Consider the following 15,790-nt stretch of genomic DNA (forward strand, 5'->3'; position numbering starts at 1 on the left):
CAGCGCGGACAAGATAAAACACCAACCCTTTCAGGTTATCCCCAAAATTTTTCCTCTTTTAACATTTGTCAAGCGAGCCTTTGAAAGTTTTGTGGCAGCGAGTGACACTTTTCTTACAGGCATTGCTTTTATATAACCTTTTGATTATTAGATATAATTTCAAAAAGACGTGTTTAACACCAATTCAGGCGCAACCCGCGTCCTTTCTCGCTTGCCGCATGTTTTCTAACTCTAATACACAAGGTTATCCACAGGAATAGTGGATAACTGCCGCCAGGCCGGACACCTCGCCTTCCCGCCAAATCCCATTTTGTCCCAGGCAGGTGCCGCTAAAAATTTTTTATCATTTCTTTTTGATAATTATCAGCAAACGAAACGCAGGATCCGCATGAGATCGTTCTCACAGATCCGGCCATTACTGCACCACAACTCAACACTGCAAGCACTGGCAAAGTGCAGAATTTTTACCTGGCTTCTTCCCTCCTCGCGTTTTAAAAGCCACTTTTCTCAGCGGCATCCGAAAAAAAAGCCTTTTTTATGTTCTGGCAAGCCTTTTGCAGAATCATCTTGGTCATCAGATCCGAAACAAGGAGCGGACAATGTTGAGCTTACGCGCAGTAAATCAGTATTACGGTAATCAGCATACATTGTGGAATGTCGACCTCGATTTATCCCCCGGGGTCTGCACATCAGTTATTGGGTTGCCAGGCATGGGCAAAACGACACTGGTGAATTGCATCACCGGCTATTTGCCGATTGAAAGCGGTAGCATGATTTGGCAGGACGCGGGCGCTCCGCCGCGCGACCTGCTCTCTTTGCAAGCCGAACATCGCAGCGCCATCGGCATCAGCTATGTGCCGCAGGACAGGCGGATTTTTTCGCAACTCACCATTGAGGAAAATCTGCATGTCGCCATGCGCGCCGGAAGTGAACCGGGCAGCGCAGTGCGCCGGGATATTTACGATTTGTTCCCGGAACTGTATGAGCTGCGCCAGGTACGTGGCGCGGAGCTATCAGAGGATAATCAACAACAGTTGGCGATGGCGCGAGCGCTGGTTACGCACCCACGGCTGTTGATCCTGGATGAGCCGACCCGCGGTCTGGGTCAGGCCTTTATTCACAAACTGGGGAATTTGATCGTGCGGCTCAACCAGGAGTTTGGCATGACCATTCTGCTGGCTGAACAGCACTTGTCATTTATTCGCCGGGTCGCCGACCGTTTCTGTCTGCTGCACCGTGGGCGCAATGTCGCGCAGGGCGATGTTAAACAACTTGATGATCCGTTGCTTTCAAAATGGATGACGTCGGAGTCAGGACGCTGAGATCAAGATAATGACCCGTTTTTTCTTTTTCCGGTGCGTGGGCAAACCAGGGAATTTCGCCAATCAGCGGAGCCTGCATCACGCGCCGAAGCGTTGCCAGATACTCCTGGTGCCGCTTACCCGGCAGCACCACATCGTTGGCAATCCACCCCGCCAGCCGTAACCCCGCCTGGCGCACCGCTTGCGCGGTTAGCATGGCATGGTTAATACAACCGAGTTTCACCCCGACCACCAGAATCACCGGTAGCTGTTCCTGCGCCACCCAATCGGCGAAGGTGAACGTCTCGGAAAGCGGTGTAAACCAGCCTCCCGCACCTTCAACCAGCAGCCACTCCGCCTGCGTTTCCAGCGCGCGCAGCCCGGCAGACATCACCTGCACATCAATCGGTTCACCCACATCGGCACTGACAATATGCGGTGATGTCGGTTCTGCAAAGGTATACGGATTAACGGTTTTATACGCCATCGGCAGGCTGCTGTGGTGCTGCAGCGCCAGTGCATCGCTGTTGCGCAGCCCCTCTGCGGTCATCTCACTCCCGGAAGCCACCGGTTTATACCCCGCGCTGCGTAAACCGCGTAGGTTCGCCGCTTGCAACAGCGCACAACTGGCGACTGTTTTCCCAACTTCCGTATCCGTACCGGTCACAAAATAACGTTCAATCACGGACAACAACTCCCCAAAAAAGATGGTATGTCAGCGGGTATTTGCCCTGCTGCTGCGGCCAGGCCAGCTGCAAGCGTTGCAGTTTGCCGCGAGTCAGCCCCTGCTGCCTGCCCGCATGTAAATGTGTTGCGCCAATACCTTTTAGCGAGCGCAGTGCGGCGGTGGCATCGTCAAAATGCAAGGTTATCGTTTCAACCCCACTGCGCAGACGCCAGCCACGTAACGCCTGCTCGATTGTGGGCAAAGTTAAGAAACGGTTGGCGTGCGGATGGTCATCAATCGCGCGCCACGCTTCGTTCAGCTCCGGCAGCGAGGCCGCGACCAGTGTCGTAAAAGCAACACAACCGCCGGGCTGGGTGACGCGATACATCTCCCCGATAGCCTGGCGCAAATCATCACACCACTGCACCGCCAGGTTGCTCCAGACCAGCGAAAATTGCGCATCCGCCAGCGGCATGGCTTCAATGTCACCACGGACATAGCGCTGGGCACTGTGCTGGCGGCGCGCTTCATCAAGCATATTCACTGAGAGATCCAACGCCGTTACCTCACTGCCCTGCCCGCGCCAGTAGCGGCTCATCGTGCCGGGTCCACAACCGGCGTCCAGCACCTGAGCGGGCGTGACAGCGCCCAACCTGGATAACAGCAGATCGGTGCTTCGGCGCTGCAATTCGTCGTGCTGAGCGTAACTCTTCGCCGCGCGGCCAAAAGCAGCGGCGACCGCCTGTTTATTCACTGTCATGCAAGGCCTCCAGCAAGCGGTCGATATCGTCGAACTGGTGCTCTGCGGTCAGCGTCAGGCGCAAACGTGCCGTGCCCGGCGGTACGGTGGGCGGGCGAATGGCAGTCACCCAACAGCCGCGCTGGCGCAAGCGTTCTGCCAGCCACAGTGCGCGGCTATTCTCGCCGACAATCAGCGGTTGAATTGCGCTGGAGGAATCGGTCATCGTCACGGCCTGATGTGCCACGCCGTGGCGAAAATGGGCAATCAGCGCCGCCAGCTTTTCACGCCGCGCATTACCGTCGTCGCTACGAATAACCTGCAATGCCGCCCCCAGCGCCACGGCCTGCGCCGGGGGCATTGAGGTGCTGTAAATCAGATGGCGGGCAAATTGCAGCAGGTAATCCGCTACCGTGTTGCTGCACAACACCGCCGCACCGCTGACGCCAAAACCTTTGCCGAAGGTCACCACCAGCACCTCCGGCTTGATGCCGTGTAAGTGACAACTGCCGCGCCCTTGCTCGCCGGACACACCAATGCCGTGCGCATCATCCACCATCAACCAGGCCTGTGCTTCCCGCGAGGCATCAGCAATGACCGCCAGCGGTGCGCTGTCGCCATCCATACTGAAAATGCCCTCGGTAACCACCAGTTGCTGCCCGGCAAGCGGTTTTGCCAGCAGCGTGGTCAGTTGCCCGGCATCGTTATGCGCGAAACGTCGCAGTTGTGCCTGACTGTGGCTGGCGGCCTCCAGCAGCGATGCGTGGCTTAATTTGTCAGCGACAATCCGGTCTTCTTTGCCCGTCAGCGCAGCAATCACCGCCTGATTGGCGGCAAAGCCAGAGATAAATAGCAACGCACGCGAGTAACCGAGCCAGTCGGCCAGTTCCTCCTCCAGCGCCTGGTGCGCGGTGGTATAACCACTCACATGCCCGGAACCGCCGCTGCCCACGCCATAACGCTCCGCGCCCTGTTGCCAGGCGCGGATCACGGCGGGATGCTGGCTTAAACCGAGGTAATCATTACTGGAGAAGTTGCAAAAGCGCTGCTCGCCAAGCGTAAGCCAGCGCCCCGCGCCCTGCGTGACGGTTTGCCTTCTGCGCAGCGCATCCGCCGCGCGGCGTTCACTCAGAGCGGTGTCTATGCGCTGCTGCCAGCTCATACGGCTGCCGCGTTGTAATACTGGTCGGTATCGGCGTGCAACAGTTGTTGCTCTATCTGCTGTTGCTGTTCATTGTCGCCGTTTTGCACCGCGGTCTGCTGCGGGTTCAGGCCAAGCTTACGGAACAGTTGCAGATCTTTATCCTCTTCCGGGTTCGGCGTGGTAAGCAGTTTGCAGCCGTAGAATATGGAGTTCGCCCCAGCCATAAAGCACATCGCCTGAGTTTGCTCATTCATCTGCTCGCGTCCGGCAGAAAGACGCACATGCGAGGTCGGCATCATGATGCGCGCAACAGCAATAGTGCGGATAAAATCAAAGGCGTCGACATCCTCGTTATCCGCCAGCGGCGTCCCTTTCACTTTGACCAGCATATTGATCGGCACGCTTTCCGGCGGTGTCGGCAGGTTCGCCAGTTGCAATAACAGACCGGCGCGATCGTTGACCGTTTCGCCAAGACCGACAATCCCGCCGGAGCAGACTTTAATCCCCGCGTCGCGCACTTTATCGAGCGTGTCGAGGCGCTCCTGATAGGTGCGGGTGGTGATGATGTTGCCGTAAAATTCCGGTGAGGTATCGAGGTTGTGGTTGTAGTAATCAAGCCCGGCGGAAGCCAGCCGCTGCGCCTGGTTTTCGTTGAGTGTGCCCAGCGTCATGCAGGCTTCCAGCCCCATCGCTTTCACCCCTTCGACCATTTTTTCGAGGTAGGGCATATCGCGATCGTGCGGGTTTTTCCACGCCGCGCCCATGCAAAAACGCGTCGATCCCGCGCGCTTCGCCTGGCGGGCAGACTCCAGCACTTGTTCAACTTCCATTAACCGTTCGGACTCCAGCCCGGTTTTATAGCGCGCACTCTGCGGGCAGTATTTACAATCTTCCGGGCAGGCACCGGTTTTAATCGACAGCAACGTGCTGACCTGAACCTGGCGCGGATCGAAGTGTTGGCGATGTACCTGCTGCGCTTCAAACAGCAGTTCAAGGAAAGGTTTTTCAAATAGCGCAGTCACTTGCGACATTGTCCAGCGTGCGTGGTGAGCCATCGGGCGTCTCCAAAGGGTGTTGTAAAATCGTTATTCAGTGTAGACTTGTAAACCTAAAACTTTTTAATTTGGTTTACAAGTCGATTATGACCCTGGACGATCTCGCCTTTGACACGCGACATATCTGGCACCCTTACACCTCGATGACCTCCCCGTTGCCCGTTTACCCGGTACAGTCCGCACAGGGTTGCGAACTGATACTCAGCAGCGGCGAACACCTGGTGGACGGCATGTCCTCCTGGTGGGCTGCGATCCACGGCTACGGGCACCCGGACATTAACGCAGCGATGAAAGCGCAAATCGACGCGGTGTCTCATGTGATGTTTGGCGGCATCACCCACCAACCGGCAATCGACCTGTGCCGCAAGCTGGTCGCGATGACACCGGAACCGCTGGAGTGCGTCTTTCTGGCAGACTCCGGTTCAGTTGCGGTCGAAGTGGCGATGAAAATGGCGCTGCAATACTGGCAGGCGAAAGGCGAGTCACGGCAACGTTTTCTCACCTTCCGTAACGGCTATCACGGCGACACGTTTGGCGCGATGTCGGTCTGCGATCCGGATAACTCCATGCACAGCCTGTGGAAAGGCTATTTGCCGGAAAACCTATTTGCACCCGCGCCGCAAAGCCGTTTTGACGGCGAGTGGGACGAGCACGACATGGTGGCTTTCGCGCGGCTGATGGCGGCCCATCGCCATGACATTGCCGCAGTGATTTTAGAGCCTGTCGTGCAGGGCGCGGGCGGCATGCGCATCTACCACCCGGAATGGCTGAAGCGCATCCGTAAGATGTGCGATCGGGAAGGCATCTTGCTGATTGCCGATGAAATTGCCACCGGTTTTGGCCGCACCGGCAAGCTGTTTGCCTGCGAACATGCCGGGATCGCCCCGGACATTCTGTGCCTTGGCAAAGCCTTGACCGGCGGCACGATGACGCTTTCGGCAACGCTCACCACACGCAACGTGGCAGAAACTATCAGCAACGGTGAAGCGGGCTGCTTTATGCACGGGCCAACATTTATGGGCAATCCGCTGGCCTGCGCGGCCGCCAACGCCAGTCTCGGGATTTTGCAAAGCGGCGCGTGGCAAACGCAGGTGGCAGCGATTGAAGCACAGTTAAACGCGGAGTTGGCTCCCGCGCGCGACGCGGTCAATGTTGCCGACGTGCGCGTGCTGGGGGCCATCGGCGTGGTGGAAACCCGCTCGCCAGTCAATATGGCCGCGCTACAACGCTTCTTTGTTGAACAAGGCGTGTGGATTCGCCCATTTGGTCGCCTGATCTACCTGATGCCGCCGTATATCATCACCCCGGAGCAGCTCTCCCGTTTGACCCGCGCCGTCAATGCTGCCGTGCTGCGCGATGACCTTTTTGCCTGAGGTTTTGCCGGGGATCGGCTACACTTCCCGCACGCATAAAAAGCAGAAACAGGAGTGCATATGAAGCTGGTCAGCCATGATTTACGCGACGGCGAAAAACTGCCCCATCGCCATGTGTTCAACGGCATGGGCTACGATGGCGACAATATCTCCCCGCATCTGGCGTGGGATGAGGTTCCTGCCGGAACCAAAAGTTTTGTCGTAACCTGCTACGATCCGGACGCGCCGACCGGCTCCGGCTGGTGGCACTGGGTAGTAGCGAACCTTCCCGCCGATACGCGCGTTCTGCCGCAAGGCGCAGGTTCCGGCCTGGCGGCATTACCGGATGGCACGGTGCAGACGCGCACCGATTTCGGCAAAGCTGGTTATGGCGGCGCAGCACCGCCGAAAGGCGAAACCCACCGCTATATCTTTACCGTGTATGCCCTGGATGTGGAGCAAATTGAGGTCGATGAAAACGCCAGCGGCGCGATGGTCGGTTTTAATGTCCACTTCCATACGCTATCCAGCGCCGCGATCACCGCTCTTTTTAGCTAAAAAGATGGGATTTACAGCCGATTGTACAAATCGGCTTCCCGTTTCGCTCAACTTAGTATAAAAAAGCAGGCTTTGAAGTCCTCTTTCAACTTTTGCATAGTCTGGAGCTCCCCTTGAACACATCATCGGTTTCCCGTCTGGCGCTGGCGCTCGCTTTTGGCGTGACACTGACCGCCTGTAGCTCAACTCCGCCGGCGGAACGTCCGTCTGAACAGAAAGCGCCTGGCACCGCCGCGCGCCCAATCCTCAGCGCAGGTGAAGCGAAAAACTTTGTAGCGGACCGCTATTTTACCGCCATGACGCCAGATAGCGCGGCATGGAAACCGGTCTCCATTCGTCTGCCGGAAAAAGCGAACTTCGTGGTCGGCCCGGCCGGTACGCCGGGTGTGACGCACACCACCATTCAGGCAGCGGTAGACGCGGCGATCAATAAACACGCCAGCGATCGTCAGTACATCGCGGTGATGCCGGGTGAATATGAAGGTACCGTGTACGTGCCTGCTGCGTCGGGCAGTGTGACCATTTACGGTACCGGCGAGAAAGCGCTGGATGTGAAAATCAAACAGGCCATCGACGCCGAAATGGACCCGAACAGCTGGCGTCGTCTGGTCAATCCGTCGGGCAAATACATGCCGGGCAAACCAGCGTGGTATATGTTCGATAACTGCCAGAGCAAACGTACTGCCACCGTTGGTGTGATGTGCTCGGCAGTATTCTGGTCACAGAACAATGGCCTGCAACTGCAAAACCTGACCATCGAAAATACGCTGGGCGACAGCGTTGACGCGGGCAATCACCAGGCAGTGGCGCTGCGCAGCGATGGCGATAAAGTGCAGATCAACAACGTTAATATTCTGGGCCGCCAGAACACCTTCTTTGTGACCAACAGCGGCGTGGATAACACCCTGCGCACCGATCGTCAGACCCGCACGCTGGTGACTAACAGCTACCTTGAAGGCGATGTTGATATCGTGGCTGGTCGCGGCGCGGTGGTGTTTGATAACACTGATTTCCGCGTAGTGAACTCGCGCACCCAGCAGGAAGGTTACGTGTTCGCACCGGCGACCCTGTCTAACCTTTATTACGGTTTCCTCGCCGTGAACAGCCGCTTTAACGCCGCCGGTAACGGTGTGGCACAGCTCGGCCGTTCACTGGACGTTGATGGCAACACCAACGGCCAGGTAGTGATCCGCGATAGCGTGATCAACGAAGGTTTTAACGTGGCGAAACCGTGGGCCGATGCCGCCGTTTCTGGTCGTGCTTACGCCGGTAACACCGGAGCCGTTGACGATAAAGGCAACGTGCAGCGCGAGCTGAACAACCCGCAGTTCAACCGCATGTGGGAGTTCAACAACCGCGGCGTTGGCAGCCAGGTTGTGGCGATCCCGAAGAAATAAGCCGCTCTTGACAATAAAAAACCTCGCCGCGGCGAGGTTTTTTTATGCGCGAAATGCAGCATCAGAAGGCGTTAACCACTACCCACATTGGCCCCTGACCTACCGCATAGCGGAATTTTTCGGTCAGCAAACCTTGCTCGCCGCCAATCTCATACACCGCAATGTGGTGCGATTTCTGCCCGGCGGCAATCAGGTATTGACCGCGATTATCGATATTGAAGCCGCGCGGCTGCGTTTCTGTCGGCTGGAAGCCTTCGATAGACAGTACGCTGCCATCTTCAGAAACGCTGAACACGGTGATAAGGCTGGCGGTGCGATCACAGGTGTACAGGTGACGACCATCCGGCGTAATGTGAATATCCGCCGCCCAGCGCGTGTCGCTGAAATCCGCAGGCATCATATCCAGCGTCTGCACACACTCGATGTTACCGTGCGCGTCGCTGAGCTGCCAGACATCCACTGAACCGTTGAGCTCATTGACGCAGTAGGCGAAACGCTGGTTCGGATGAAACGCCATATGACGCGGGCCAGCGCCCTCAACAGTTGTAACTTCAGCGGGATCCTGCGCCGTCAGGTTGCCGTCATCGGCCAGCGTAAACAGGCAGATGCGATCCTGTTTCAGTGCCGGTGTCCACAGGGTGCGGTTGTCCGGGGAGATATTCGCCGAGTGGCACCCTTCCAGCCCTTCCACCACATCAACAATCCCGACCGGCAGACCGTCGTCCAGACGGACGACACTCACACTGCCCGCGTTGTAGGATGCGCTGAACAGGAAGCGCCCGCTGCGATCGGTCGAAATATGCGTCGGGCTGCCCGGCAACGGAGATTCCGCAGCGAAAGTCAGGGCACCATCATCCGGCGCAATACGATACGCGAGAACGCGAAATTCAGGGCGAACCCCGACATAGAGGTAACGTTTATCCGGGCTAACGACCATCGGCTGTACTTGGCCGGGAACATCCACCACCTGGACAAGCGTCAGGCTACCTTCAGAGTTCAAGCGCCAGACGTGGATCTGCTGACTTTCCGGGCTGGCGGTATAAACGGTTTGTTTCATGAACGCTCCTTTCCTCTAATTCTTTTTTGCATTAAGTAACCAGGATAGCTGCTTTTGTTGGTTGATGCTGAATTTTACCCGGAGATTTTGCGCATCCGTTGACCCGGTGTACCATCCCCGGACATTTGAATTTCAACATCGACCACGGAATACGATATGACTTCGCGCGTGATTGCACTGGATTTAGACGGTACGCTACTGACCCCGAAAAAAACGCTTCTGCCCTCATCCCTTGAAGCGCTGGCTCGCGCAAAAGCCGCCGGACATCAACTCATTATCGTGACCGGTCGACATCATGTTGCCATCCATCCTTTTTATCAGGCACTGGCGCTGGATACACCTGCAATTTGCTGTAATGGCACTTATTTGTATGATTATCATGCAAAAAAAGTGTTAAGCGCCGATCCATTGCCGGTTTCACAAGCCCAGCAGTTAATCACACTGCTTGATGAGCACGCAGTTCACGGCCTGATGTACGTCGACAACGCCATGCTGTATGAAAAACCAACCGGTCATGTTGAACGCACCAACACCTGGGCGCAACAGTTGCCGCCAGAGCAGCGCCCGGTCTTCCAGCAAGTGACGTCTCTGCGCACAGCGGCGCAGGAAGTTGAGTCTATCTGGAAATTCGCGCTCACCGATGAAGACACGCAGAAACTGAAAAATTTTGCCCACCACGTGGAACAAACGCTGGGGCTGGAGTGCGAGTGGTCATGGCATGACCAGGTGGATATCGCCCGTGCGGGCAACAGCAAAGGCAGACGTCTGAGCGAATGGGTGGCGTCACAGGGATTATCGATGAGGGACGTGGTGGCATTTGGGGATAACTATAACGATATCAGCATGCTAGAAGCCGCCGGTATTGGCGTGGCGATGGGTAATGCCGACGACGCGGTAAAAGCCCATGCCAACGTGGTAATTGGCGATAACACCGTCGACAGCATCGCGAAATTTATCTACCAAGAGCTGCTATAAACGCCCGTTCAGATTTGCCCGATGGTTCAGGTTTAGCCCCTTACGCAGGGGCTTAGGGATTGACCGCAGGAAGATGAATTTGCCTGGCTGCGCGCATTTATATCCCGGACAATCACGAAGTTATCGATACGCTCTTGATTTGCGCATAAAGCCATTGACCCGGTTTCACGGCTAGCTCATCTCTGGCCCACGGACTGATACGCGCCCATAACGTGCGGCTGCCCACTTCCAGTTGTACTTCCACCTGACCATCGACATCAAAGCACTGTGCCACTTTCGCACGCAGAATATTACGGATACTGGTATTCATTGGCGGCTGCAGCACCAGTGAAACATCCGTTGCCTGAATACGGATCCGCAGCGCGCTTTGCAGCGGCAGATCGACTTTGTTGACCCAGATATGCTGGTCGCCCAGCGCCAGCGCCGTCATCGCATAGTGCGGATGGTGCTCCAGCACCACCACTTTCAACACGCTACTTTGCTGCTCTGCGGGCAACCACGGATTCATCACACGGCTACCCCAGACATCTTCCAGGCTACCGAAGGCCTTCACTTCTCCCGCCTCCAGCACCATTACTTTATCCGCCAGATGCAGGATTTCATCCAGGGAGTGGCTGACGTACAGCATCGGGATATTGATCTCCTGCGCCAGCCGTTGCAGGTACGGCAGCAGTTCGCGCTTACGAGGGATATCCAGCGACGCCAGCGGTTCATCCAGCAACATCAATTCTGGCGCGGTTAACAACGCACGGCCAATAGCTACACGTTGTTTCTCCCCGCCGGAAAGCCCGCCGGGTAAGCGATCGAGCAACGGTTCAATACCGAGTAACGCCACCAGCTTATCGAACTGGCCAGCCATTGATTTAGCCATGCCGTAACGCAGGTTGCCGCGCACTTTGTAATGGGGAAACAGCCGCGCATCCTGGAAAACATAGCCGACACGCCGCTTCTCCGGCGGCAGGCAAATTTTGCTTTCGGTATCAAACAGCACGCGATTATTCAGCGCAATCCGCCCCTGCTGCGGGTGTGTCAGACCGCCAATCGCATTAATTAACGAGGTTTTACCGGCCCCCGAAACGCCAAAAATCGCGGTGATGCCGCTGGCAGGCAGTGTTTCAGCAATGTGTAAGCGATGCGTACCCAGCGTCTGGGTGAAATTAAGCTCCAGCATAACTTACCTCCCTGTCCTTTCGCGGCTAATACGGGCCAGCCATTCGGAAACCAGCAGCGAAACCAGTGCCAGCACAATTGAGATAATACATAACCGCGCCGCCGCGCCTTCACCGCCGGGCGTCTGAATCAAGGTGTACATCGCAGAGGGAATGGTGCGGGTTTCGCCCGGAATATTGGAAACGAAGGTGATCGTCGCGCCGAATTCGCCCAGTGAACGGGCAAAGGCTAAAACGGTGCCGACGATAATCCCCGGCAAGGTAAGCGGTAACGTGATGGTGAGAAAAACGCGCCAGCGCCCGGCACCTAACGTGCGCGCCGCCTGCTCCAGTTTGGTGTCAACGCCTTCCAGCGCCAGACGAATGGCGCGCACCATCAGCGGGAACGACATCACCGCTGCTGCCAATACCGCGCCGCGCCAGCTAAAGGCGAAGGTGATGCCAAACCAGTCATACAGCCACTGACCAATGAAACCGCGTCGCCCCATCGCCACCAGCAACAAATACCCCACCACCACCGGCGGCAGCACCAGCGGCAGGTGCAACAAACTGTCGAGCAGCGCTTTGCCCGGAAATGTGCAACGCACCAGCAGCCAGGCAAAGAAGATCCCAAATGGCAAACTGAAGACCACTGCCAGGGATGAGACTTTCAGGCTCAGCAATACCGCCTGCCATTCGGGATCCGTCAATATCATTAGTGCGTTGTAAATCCGTAACGTTTAAAGATTTCAGAAGCCTGCGGGCCTTTCAGGTAGTCATAAAACGCCGTTACCGTCGCGTTTTTATGGCCCTCGATAATAGCCAGCGGGTACTCAACTTTTTGGTGTGAATCTTCCGGGAAGGTCCCGACCACTTTCACCCCTTTACTGGCAACCGCGTCAGAGCCGTAGACAATGCCGAGCGGCGCTTCGCTGCGTTCCACTAACGCCAGCGCACCGCGCACATCCTCCGCCGGAGCCAGCTTCGGCGACAGGATTTCCCATGCGCCCAGTTTGGTCAATGCTTCTTTGGCATAAATCCCCGCCGGAACATGTTCCGGGTCGCCAACGGCCAGACGTCCGCCGTTCAGCAGACTGTTCCAGTCGGTTTTAGCATTAATGACGATATCGCCCTGCGCACTGCTTTTGGGTGCCACAACCACCAGGCTGTTACCGAGCAGTGTTGCGCGGGTGGCGGTATCGATAGATTTTTTCTCTACCGCGTAATCCATCCATTTCTGATCGGCAGAAATGAACAGATCCGCAGGCGCCCCCGCTTCAATCTGGCGCGCCAGTGTAGAAGAAGAGGCAAACGAGGAAACCACCTCGACATTTTTCTCTTTTTTATAGGCCGCCGCGATATCCTGCATCGCATTGGTCAGTGACGCTGCTGCAAAAACGGTAATTTTACTTTCATCAGCCAGAGCATGCCCGGCAACGGAAAGCGTTAATGTTGCCCCTGCAAAAAGGCGTAACCATGTACGTGCCATTTGTAACTCCTGTGAGTATCGTTATATATAAAAAAACATAACGATATTACCAGAGATTCTCAGCAGTTAGGTAATACCCATCAAGAATTAGCAACCTATATAAATATATCGGCAGGAAGTGGCGAAATCTTGAATATCTGACAGATAAACGCCCGCGAAAGCGGGCGTTTGCAAGAGAGGATCAGCGTTGCTGACGGCTTTGGTCGCGGCGACCGACGCCGGAAAACACGTTAAACACTTCACCCAGGCCATAAATCAGCCCCAGGATAATCGCCATCACGACAGGCACCATGACGACGGCAAACACCAGGCTTTTCAACAACTCAAACATAGTCGTCTCCAGAAAATGTGAACGGGGCATTCTAGCCTGATTCAGGTGAAAAACACTCGCCTTTTGTGCGATTGACCTCGCAGCTTTACGCGCATTCACCGGCATCAGGCTAGGCTTAGTGACGGTTTTCATTCACAATAGTTCTTTTGCCAGGACATTGCGTAATGCAGGCTGAAATTCTCCTCACACTCAAACTCCAGCAGCGCCTTTTTGCCGATCCGCGCCGGATCGCCCTGCTCAAGCAGATTGTTGAAACCGGCTCTATCAGCCAGGGCGCGAAGAACGCAGGCATCAGTTATAAAAGCGCCTGGGATGCCATTAATGAGATGAACCAACTCAGCGAACAAACGCTGGTTGACCGCGCAACAGGCGGTAAAGGCGGCGGCGGTGCGGTGGTGACGCGCTATGGGCAACGCCTGATTCAGCTTTACGATCTGCTGGCACAAATCCAGCAAAAAGCCTTTGACGTGCTAAGTGACGATGACGCCCTGCCGTTAAACAGCCTGCTGGCGGCGATTTCGCGTTTCTCGTTGCAGACCAGCGCGCGCAATCAGTGGTTTGGCACCATCACAGCGCGCGACCACAACCATGTGCAGCAACATGTCGACGTGCTGCTGGCGGACGGCGAAACCCGCCTCAAAGTCGCTATTACCGCGCAAAGCGGCGAACGCCTGGGCCTTGATGAAGGTAAAGAGGTGCTGGTGCTGCTGAAAGCGCCATGGGTGAATATCACGCAGGATGCCAAAAATGCTGCGCAGGCGGATAACCAGCTTACCGGGCGCATCAGCCATATCGAGCGCGGCGAGCAGCAAAGCGAAGTACTGATGACGCTGCCGGACGGCCAACTCCTATGCGCCACCGTGCCAACCCAGAAGATGGATAATTTGCAGGAACAGAGCGAAGTGACCGCATATTTTAATGCCGATCGCGTGATTATCGCCACGTTATGCTGATGGCATTGACAAGCTAACGCATTGCACGTATCCCTGAGTTTCTACGCTGCAAAAAATGGGATACATAATGTTATCATTGCAAATTTCGCAAGGTACGTTTCGTCTTAGCGACACCCGCACGTTGCACATTGAACACTTGGCGCTACGCGCTGGCGAAAGTTGGGCTTTTGTCGGCGCGAATGGCAGCGGCAAGTCGGCACTGGCTCGCGCACTGGCGGGGGAGTTGACCTTACTGAAAGGTGAACGCCAGTGCCAGTTTACCCGCCTCACCCGCCTCTCTTTCGAACAGTTGCAAAAGCTGGTCATCGACGAGTGGCAACGCAATAACACCGATATGCTCAGCCCCGATGAAGAGGATACCGGGCGTACCACCGCCGAGATTATTCAGGATGAGGTGCAAGACGCGCAGCGCTGTGCGCAACTGGCGGCGCAGTTTGGCATCTCGCATCTGCTGGAGAGGCGCTTTAAATACCTCTCGACCGGCGAAACCCGCAAAACGCTGCTGTGCCAAGCCCTGATGGCCGAACCGGATTTACTGATCCTTGATGAACCTTTCGACGGGCTTGACGTTCACTCACGCCAGCAACTGGCAGAGTTACTCGCGCGCCTCAATGCCGATGGCTATACATTAGTGCTGGTGCTAAATCGCTTTGATGAGATCCCGGATTTCGTGCAGCACGCCGGGGTTCTGGTGGATTGCGTGCTCACGGAAACCGGAGAAAAATCCGCGCTGCTGCAACAGGCGCTGATCGCCCAATTGGCCCACAGCGAAAAATTATCCGGTATCGCATTACCAGAACCCGACGCGCCCCCTGCGCGCGAAACATTGAGCGCAGATGCGCCGCTTATCGTGCTGAACGATGGCGTTGTCTCCTATAACGACCGGCCAATAATCGACCACCTTTCATGGACGGTAAACCCTGGCGAGCACTGGCAAATCGTCGGCCCGAACGGCGCGGGCAAATCCACCCTGCTGAGCCTGATAACCGGCGATCATCCGCAAGGCTACAGCAACGATTTAACATTGTTTGGTCGTCGTCGCGGCAGCGGTGAAACCATCTGGGATATCAAAAAGCATATTGGCTATGTCAGCAGCAGCCTGCATCTGGATTACCGCGTCAGCACCAACGTACGTAACGTCATCCTCTCTGGTTATTTCGACTCGATTGGCATTTACCAGGCGGTATCGGACAAACAACACAAACTGGCACAGCGCTGGCTGGATATTTTAGGTTTCGATGCACGTACCGCCGACGCGCCGTTTAGCAGCCTCTCCTGGGGTCAGCAGCGGCTGGCGCTGATTGTACGTGCGCTGGTCAAGCATCCGACGCTGCTCATTCTTGATGAACCGTTACAAGGTCTTGATCCTTTAAACCGCCAGCTTATTCGCCGCTTTGTTGATGTATTAATTAGCGAAGGCGAAACCCAACTTTTATTTGTTTCGCACCATGCTGGAGACGCGCCCGCTTGTATTACTCATCGCCTGGAATTTGTGCCAGAAGGCGACGGCTATCGCTATGAACTTGCACCACAATAATTAGGGGGATGATTCAATTTAGCCGGATATGATGTAATAGCCCCGTTTTAAATAAGCAACATAATAACGATCTCTGACTGGTCAGTT

Annotated in this window: 17 protein-coding genes; 8 read left to right on the forward strand and 9 right to left on the reverse strand. The window is 55.9% G+C overall.

Features of this window, described 5'->3' with window-relative positions; all coding sequences use genetic code 11:
• Nucleotides 1-259: 259 nt before the first annotated feature.
• Complete coding sequence (locus ACFX4O_RS02095) at nucleotides 260-637, forward strand: hypothetical protein (RefSeq protein WP_380206956.1); 378 nt, start codon at nucleotides 260-262, stop codon at nucleotides 635-637.
• Nucleotides 600-1,322 (forward strand): ABC transporter ATP-binding protein, encoded by a 723-nt coding sequence (locus ACFX4O_RS02100; RefSeq protein WP_131406337.1) that lies wholly within the window; start codon nucleotides 600-602, stop codon nucleotides 1,320-1,322. The genes ACFX4O_RS02095 and ACFX4O_RS02100 overlap by 38 nt, the downstream gene beginning before the upstream one ends.
• Here ACFX4O_RS02100 and bioD read toward each other — a convergent pair.
• The 4 genes from bioD to bioB are packed head-to-tail and all read right to left on the reverse strand — an operon-like array spanning nucleotide 1,264 to nucleotide 4,906.
• Nucleotides 1,264-1,986: a dethiobiotin synthase gene (gene bioD / locus ACFX4O_RS02105; protein WP_380206958.1), complete on the reverse strand. Its 723-nt coding sequence runs from the start codon at nucleotides 1,984-1,986 to the stop codon at nucleotides 1,264-1,266. The genes ACFX4O_RS02100 and bioD overlap by 59 nt on opposite strands.
• A complete protein-coding gene (gene bioC, locus ACFX4O_RS02110; RefSeq protein ID WP_380206960.1) occupies nucleotides 1,979-2,728 on the reverse strand; it encodes a malonyl-ACP O-methyltransferase BioC in 750 nt (249 codons plus the stop codon). The genes bioD and bioC overlap by 8 nt, the downstream gene beginning before the upstream one ends.
• Nucleotides 2,715-3,869, reverse strand: a complete 1,155-nt coding sequence (bioF, locus tag ACFX4O_RS02115) for an 8-amino-7-oxononanoate synthase (protein WP_380206962.1) — start codon at nucleotides 3,867-3,869, stop codon at nucleotides 2,715-2,717. Before bioF ends, bioC begins: the two co-directional genes overlap by 14 nt.
• A complete protein-coding gene (gene bioB, locus ACFX4O_RS02120; RefSeq protein WP_131406333.1) occupies nucleotides 3,866-4,906 on the reverse strand; it encodes a biotin synthase BioB in 1,041 nt (346 codons plus the stop codon). The genes bioF and bioB overlap by 4 nt, the downstream gene beginning before the upstream one ends.
• Before the next feature lie 86 nt (nucleotides 4,907-4,992).
• On the opposite strand from bioB, the gene bioA reads away from it, so the two are divergent.
• The 3 genes from bioA (at nucleotide 4,993) to ACFX4O_RS02135 (ending at nucleotide 8,213) form a co-directional block, all read left to right on the forward strand.
• Nucleotides 4,993-6,279, forward strand: a complete 1,287-nt coding sequence (gene bioA, locus ACFX4O_RS02125; protein WP_380206965.1) for an adenosylmethionine--8-amino-7-oxononanoate transaminase — start codon at nucleotides 4,993-4,995, stop codon at nucleotides 6,277-6,279.
• 60 nt (nucleotides 6,280-6,339) lie between these two features.
• Nucleotides 6,340-6,816 (forward strand): kinase inhibitor, encoded by a 477-nt coding sequence (locus ACFX4O_RS02130; RefSeq protein WP_380206967.1) that lies wholly within the window; start codon nucleotides 6,340-6,342, stop codon nucleotides 6,814-6,816.
• Nucleotides 6,817-6,929: 113 nt separating this feature from the next.
• The gene (locus ACFX4O_RS02135) at nucleotides 6,930-8,213 is read left to right on the forward strand and encodes a putative acyl-CoA thioester hydrolase (RefSeq protein ID WP_380206969.1); all 1,284 of its coding nucleotides are present in this window, start codon (nucleotides 6,930-6,932) and stop codon (nucleotides 8,211-8,213) included.
• A 61-nt stretch (nucleotides 8,214-8,274) separates the two neighbouring features.
• Here ACFX4O_RS02135 and pgl read toward each other — a convergent pair whose 3' ends face one another.
• Nucleotides 8,275-9,270 carry a 6-phosphogluconolactonase gene (pgl, locus tag ACFX4O_RS02140; protein WP_380206971.1) on the reverse strand — a complete coding sequence of 332 codons (996 nt, stop codon included), beginning with the start codon at nucleotides 9,268-9,270 and terminating at the stop codon, nucleotides 8,275-8,277.
• Nucleotides 9,271-9,426: 156 nt separating this feature from the next.
• Here pgl and ACFX4O_RS02145 point away from each other — a divergent pair, with 156 nt between their 5' ends.
• Nucleotides 9,427-10,245, forward strand: a complete 819-nt coding sequence (locus ACFX4O_RS02145) for a pyridoxal phosphatase (protein ID WP_380206973.1) — start codon at nucleotides 9,427-9,429, stop codon at nucleotides 10,243-10,245.
• Between the two features lie 112 nt (nucleotides 10,246-10,357).
• On the opposite strand, the gene modC is transcribed toward ACFX4O_RS02145, so the two are convergent.
• The 4 genes from modC to ACFX4O_RS02165 form a co-directional block, all read right to left on the reverse strand.
• Nucleotides 10,358-11,416: a molybdenum ABC transporter ATP-binding protein ModC gene (modC, locus tag ACFX4O_RS02150; RefSeq protein WP_131406327.1), complete on the reverse strand. Its 1,059-nt coding sequence runs from the start codon at nucleotides 11,414-11,416 to the stop codon at nucleotides 10,358-10,360.
• A 3-nt stretch (nucleotides 11,417-11,419) separates the two neighbouring features.
• Nucleotides 11,420-12,109 carry a molybdate ABC transporter permease subunit gene (modB, locus tag ACFX4O_RS02155; protein WP_131406326.1) on the reverse strand — a complete coding sequence of 230 codons (690 nt, stop codon included), beginning with the start codon at nucleotides 12,107-12,109 and terminating at the stop codon, nucleotides 11,420-11,422.
• Nucleotides 12,109-12,882 carry a molybdate ABC transporter substrate-binding protein gene (gene modA, locus ACFX4O_RS02160; protein ID WP_380206975.1) on the reverse strand — a complete coding sequence of 258 codons (774 nt, stop codon included), beginning with the start codon at nucleotides 12,880-12,882 and terminating at the stop codon, nucleotides 12,109-12,111. Before modA ends, modB begins: the two co-directional genes overlap by 1 nt.
• Before the next feature lie 181 nt (nucleotides 12,883-13,063).
• A complete protein-coding gene (locus tag ACFX4O_RS02165) occupies nucleotides 13,064-13,213 on the reverse strand; it encodes an AcrZ family multidrug efflux pump-associated protein (protein WP_017455971.1) in 150 nt (49 codons plus the stop codon).
• A gap of 164 nt (nucleotides 13,214-13,377) precedes the next feature.
• Here ACFX4O_RS02165 and modE point away from each other — a divergent pair, with 164 nt between their 5' ends.
• Together modE and modF are read left to right on the forward strand one after the other, a co-directional pair.
• Nucleotides 13,378-14,166: a molybdenum-dependent transcriptional regulator gene (gene modE / locus ACFX4O_RS02170; protein WP_380206978.1), complete on the forward strand. Its 789-nt coding sequence runs from the start codon at nucleotides 13,378-13,380 to the stop codon at nucleotides 14,164-14,166.
• Between the two features lie 67 nt (nucleotides 14,167-14,233).
• Nucleotides 14,234-15,703, forward strand: coding sequence for a molybdate ABC transporter ATP-binding protein ModF (gene modF / locus ACFX4O_RS02175; protein ID WP_380206980.1), 1,470 nt, complete (start codon nucleotides 14,234-14,236; stop codon nucleotides 15,701-15,703).
• The last annotated feature ends 87 nt before the right edge of the window (nucleotides 15,704-15,790 follow it).

Origin of the sequence: Kosakonia sp. YIM B13571 (genome assembly GCF_042788095.1) — a bacterium.
GTDB classification, from domain to species: Bacteria; Pseudomonadota; Gammaproteobacteria; order Enterobacterales; family Enterobacteriaceae; genus Kosakonia; species Kosakonia quasisacchari.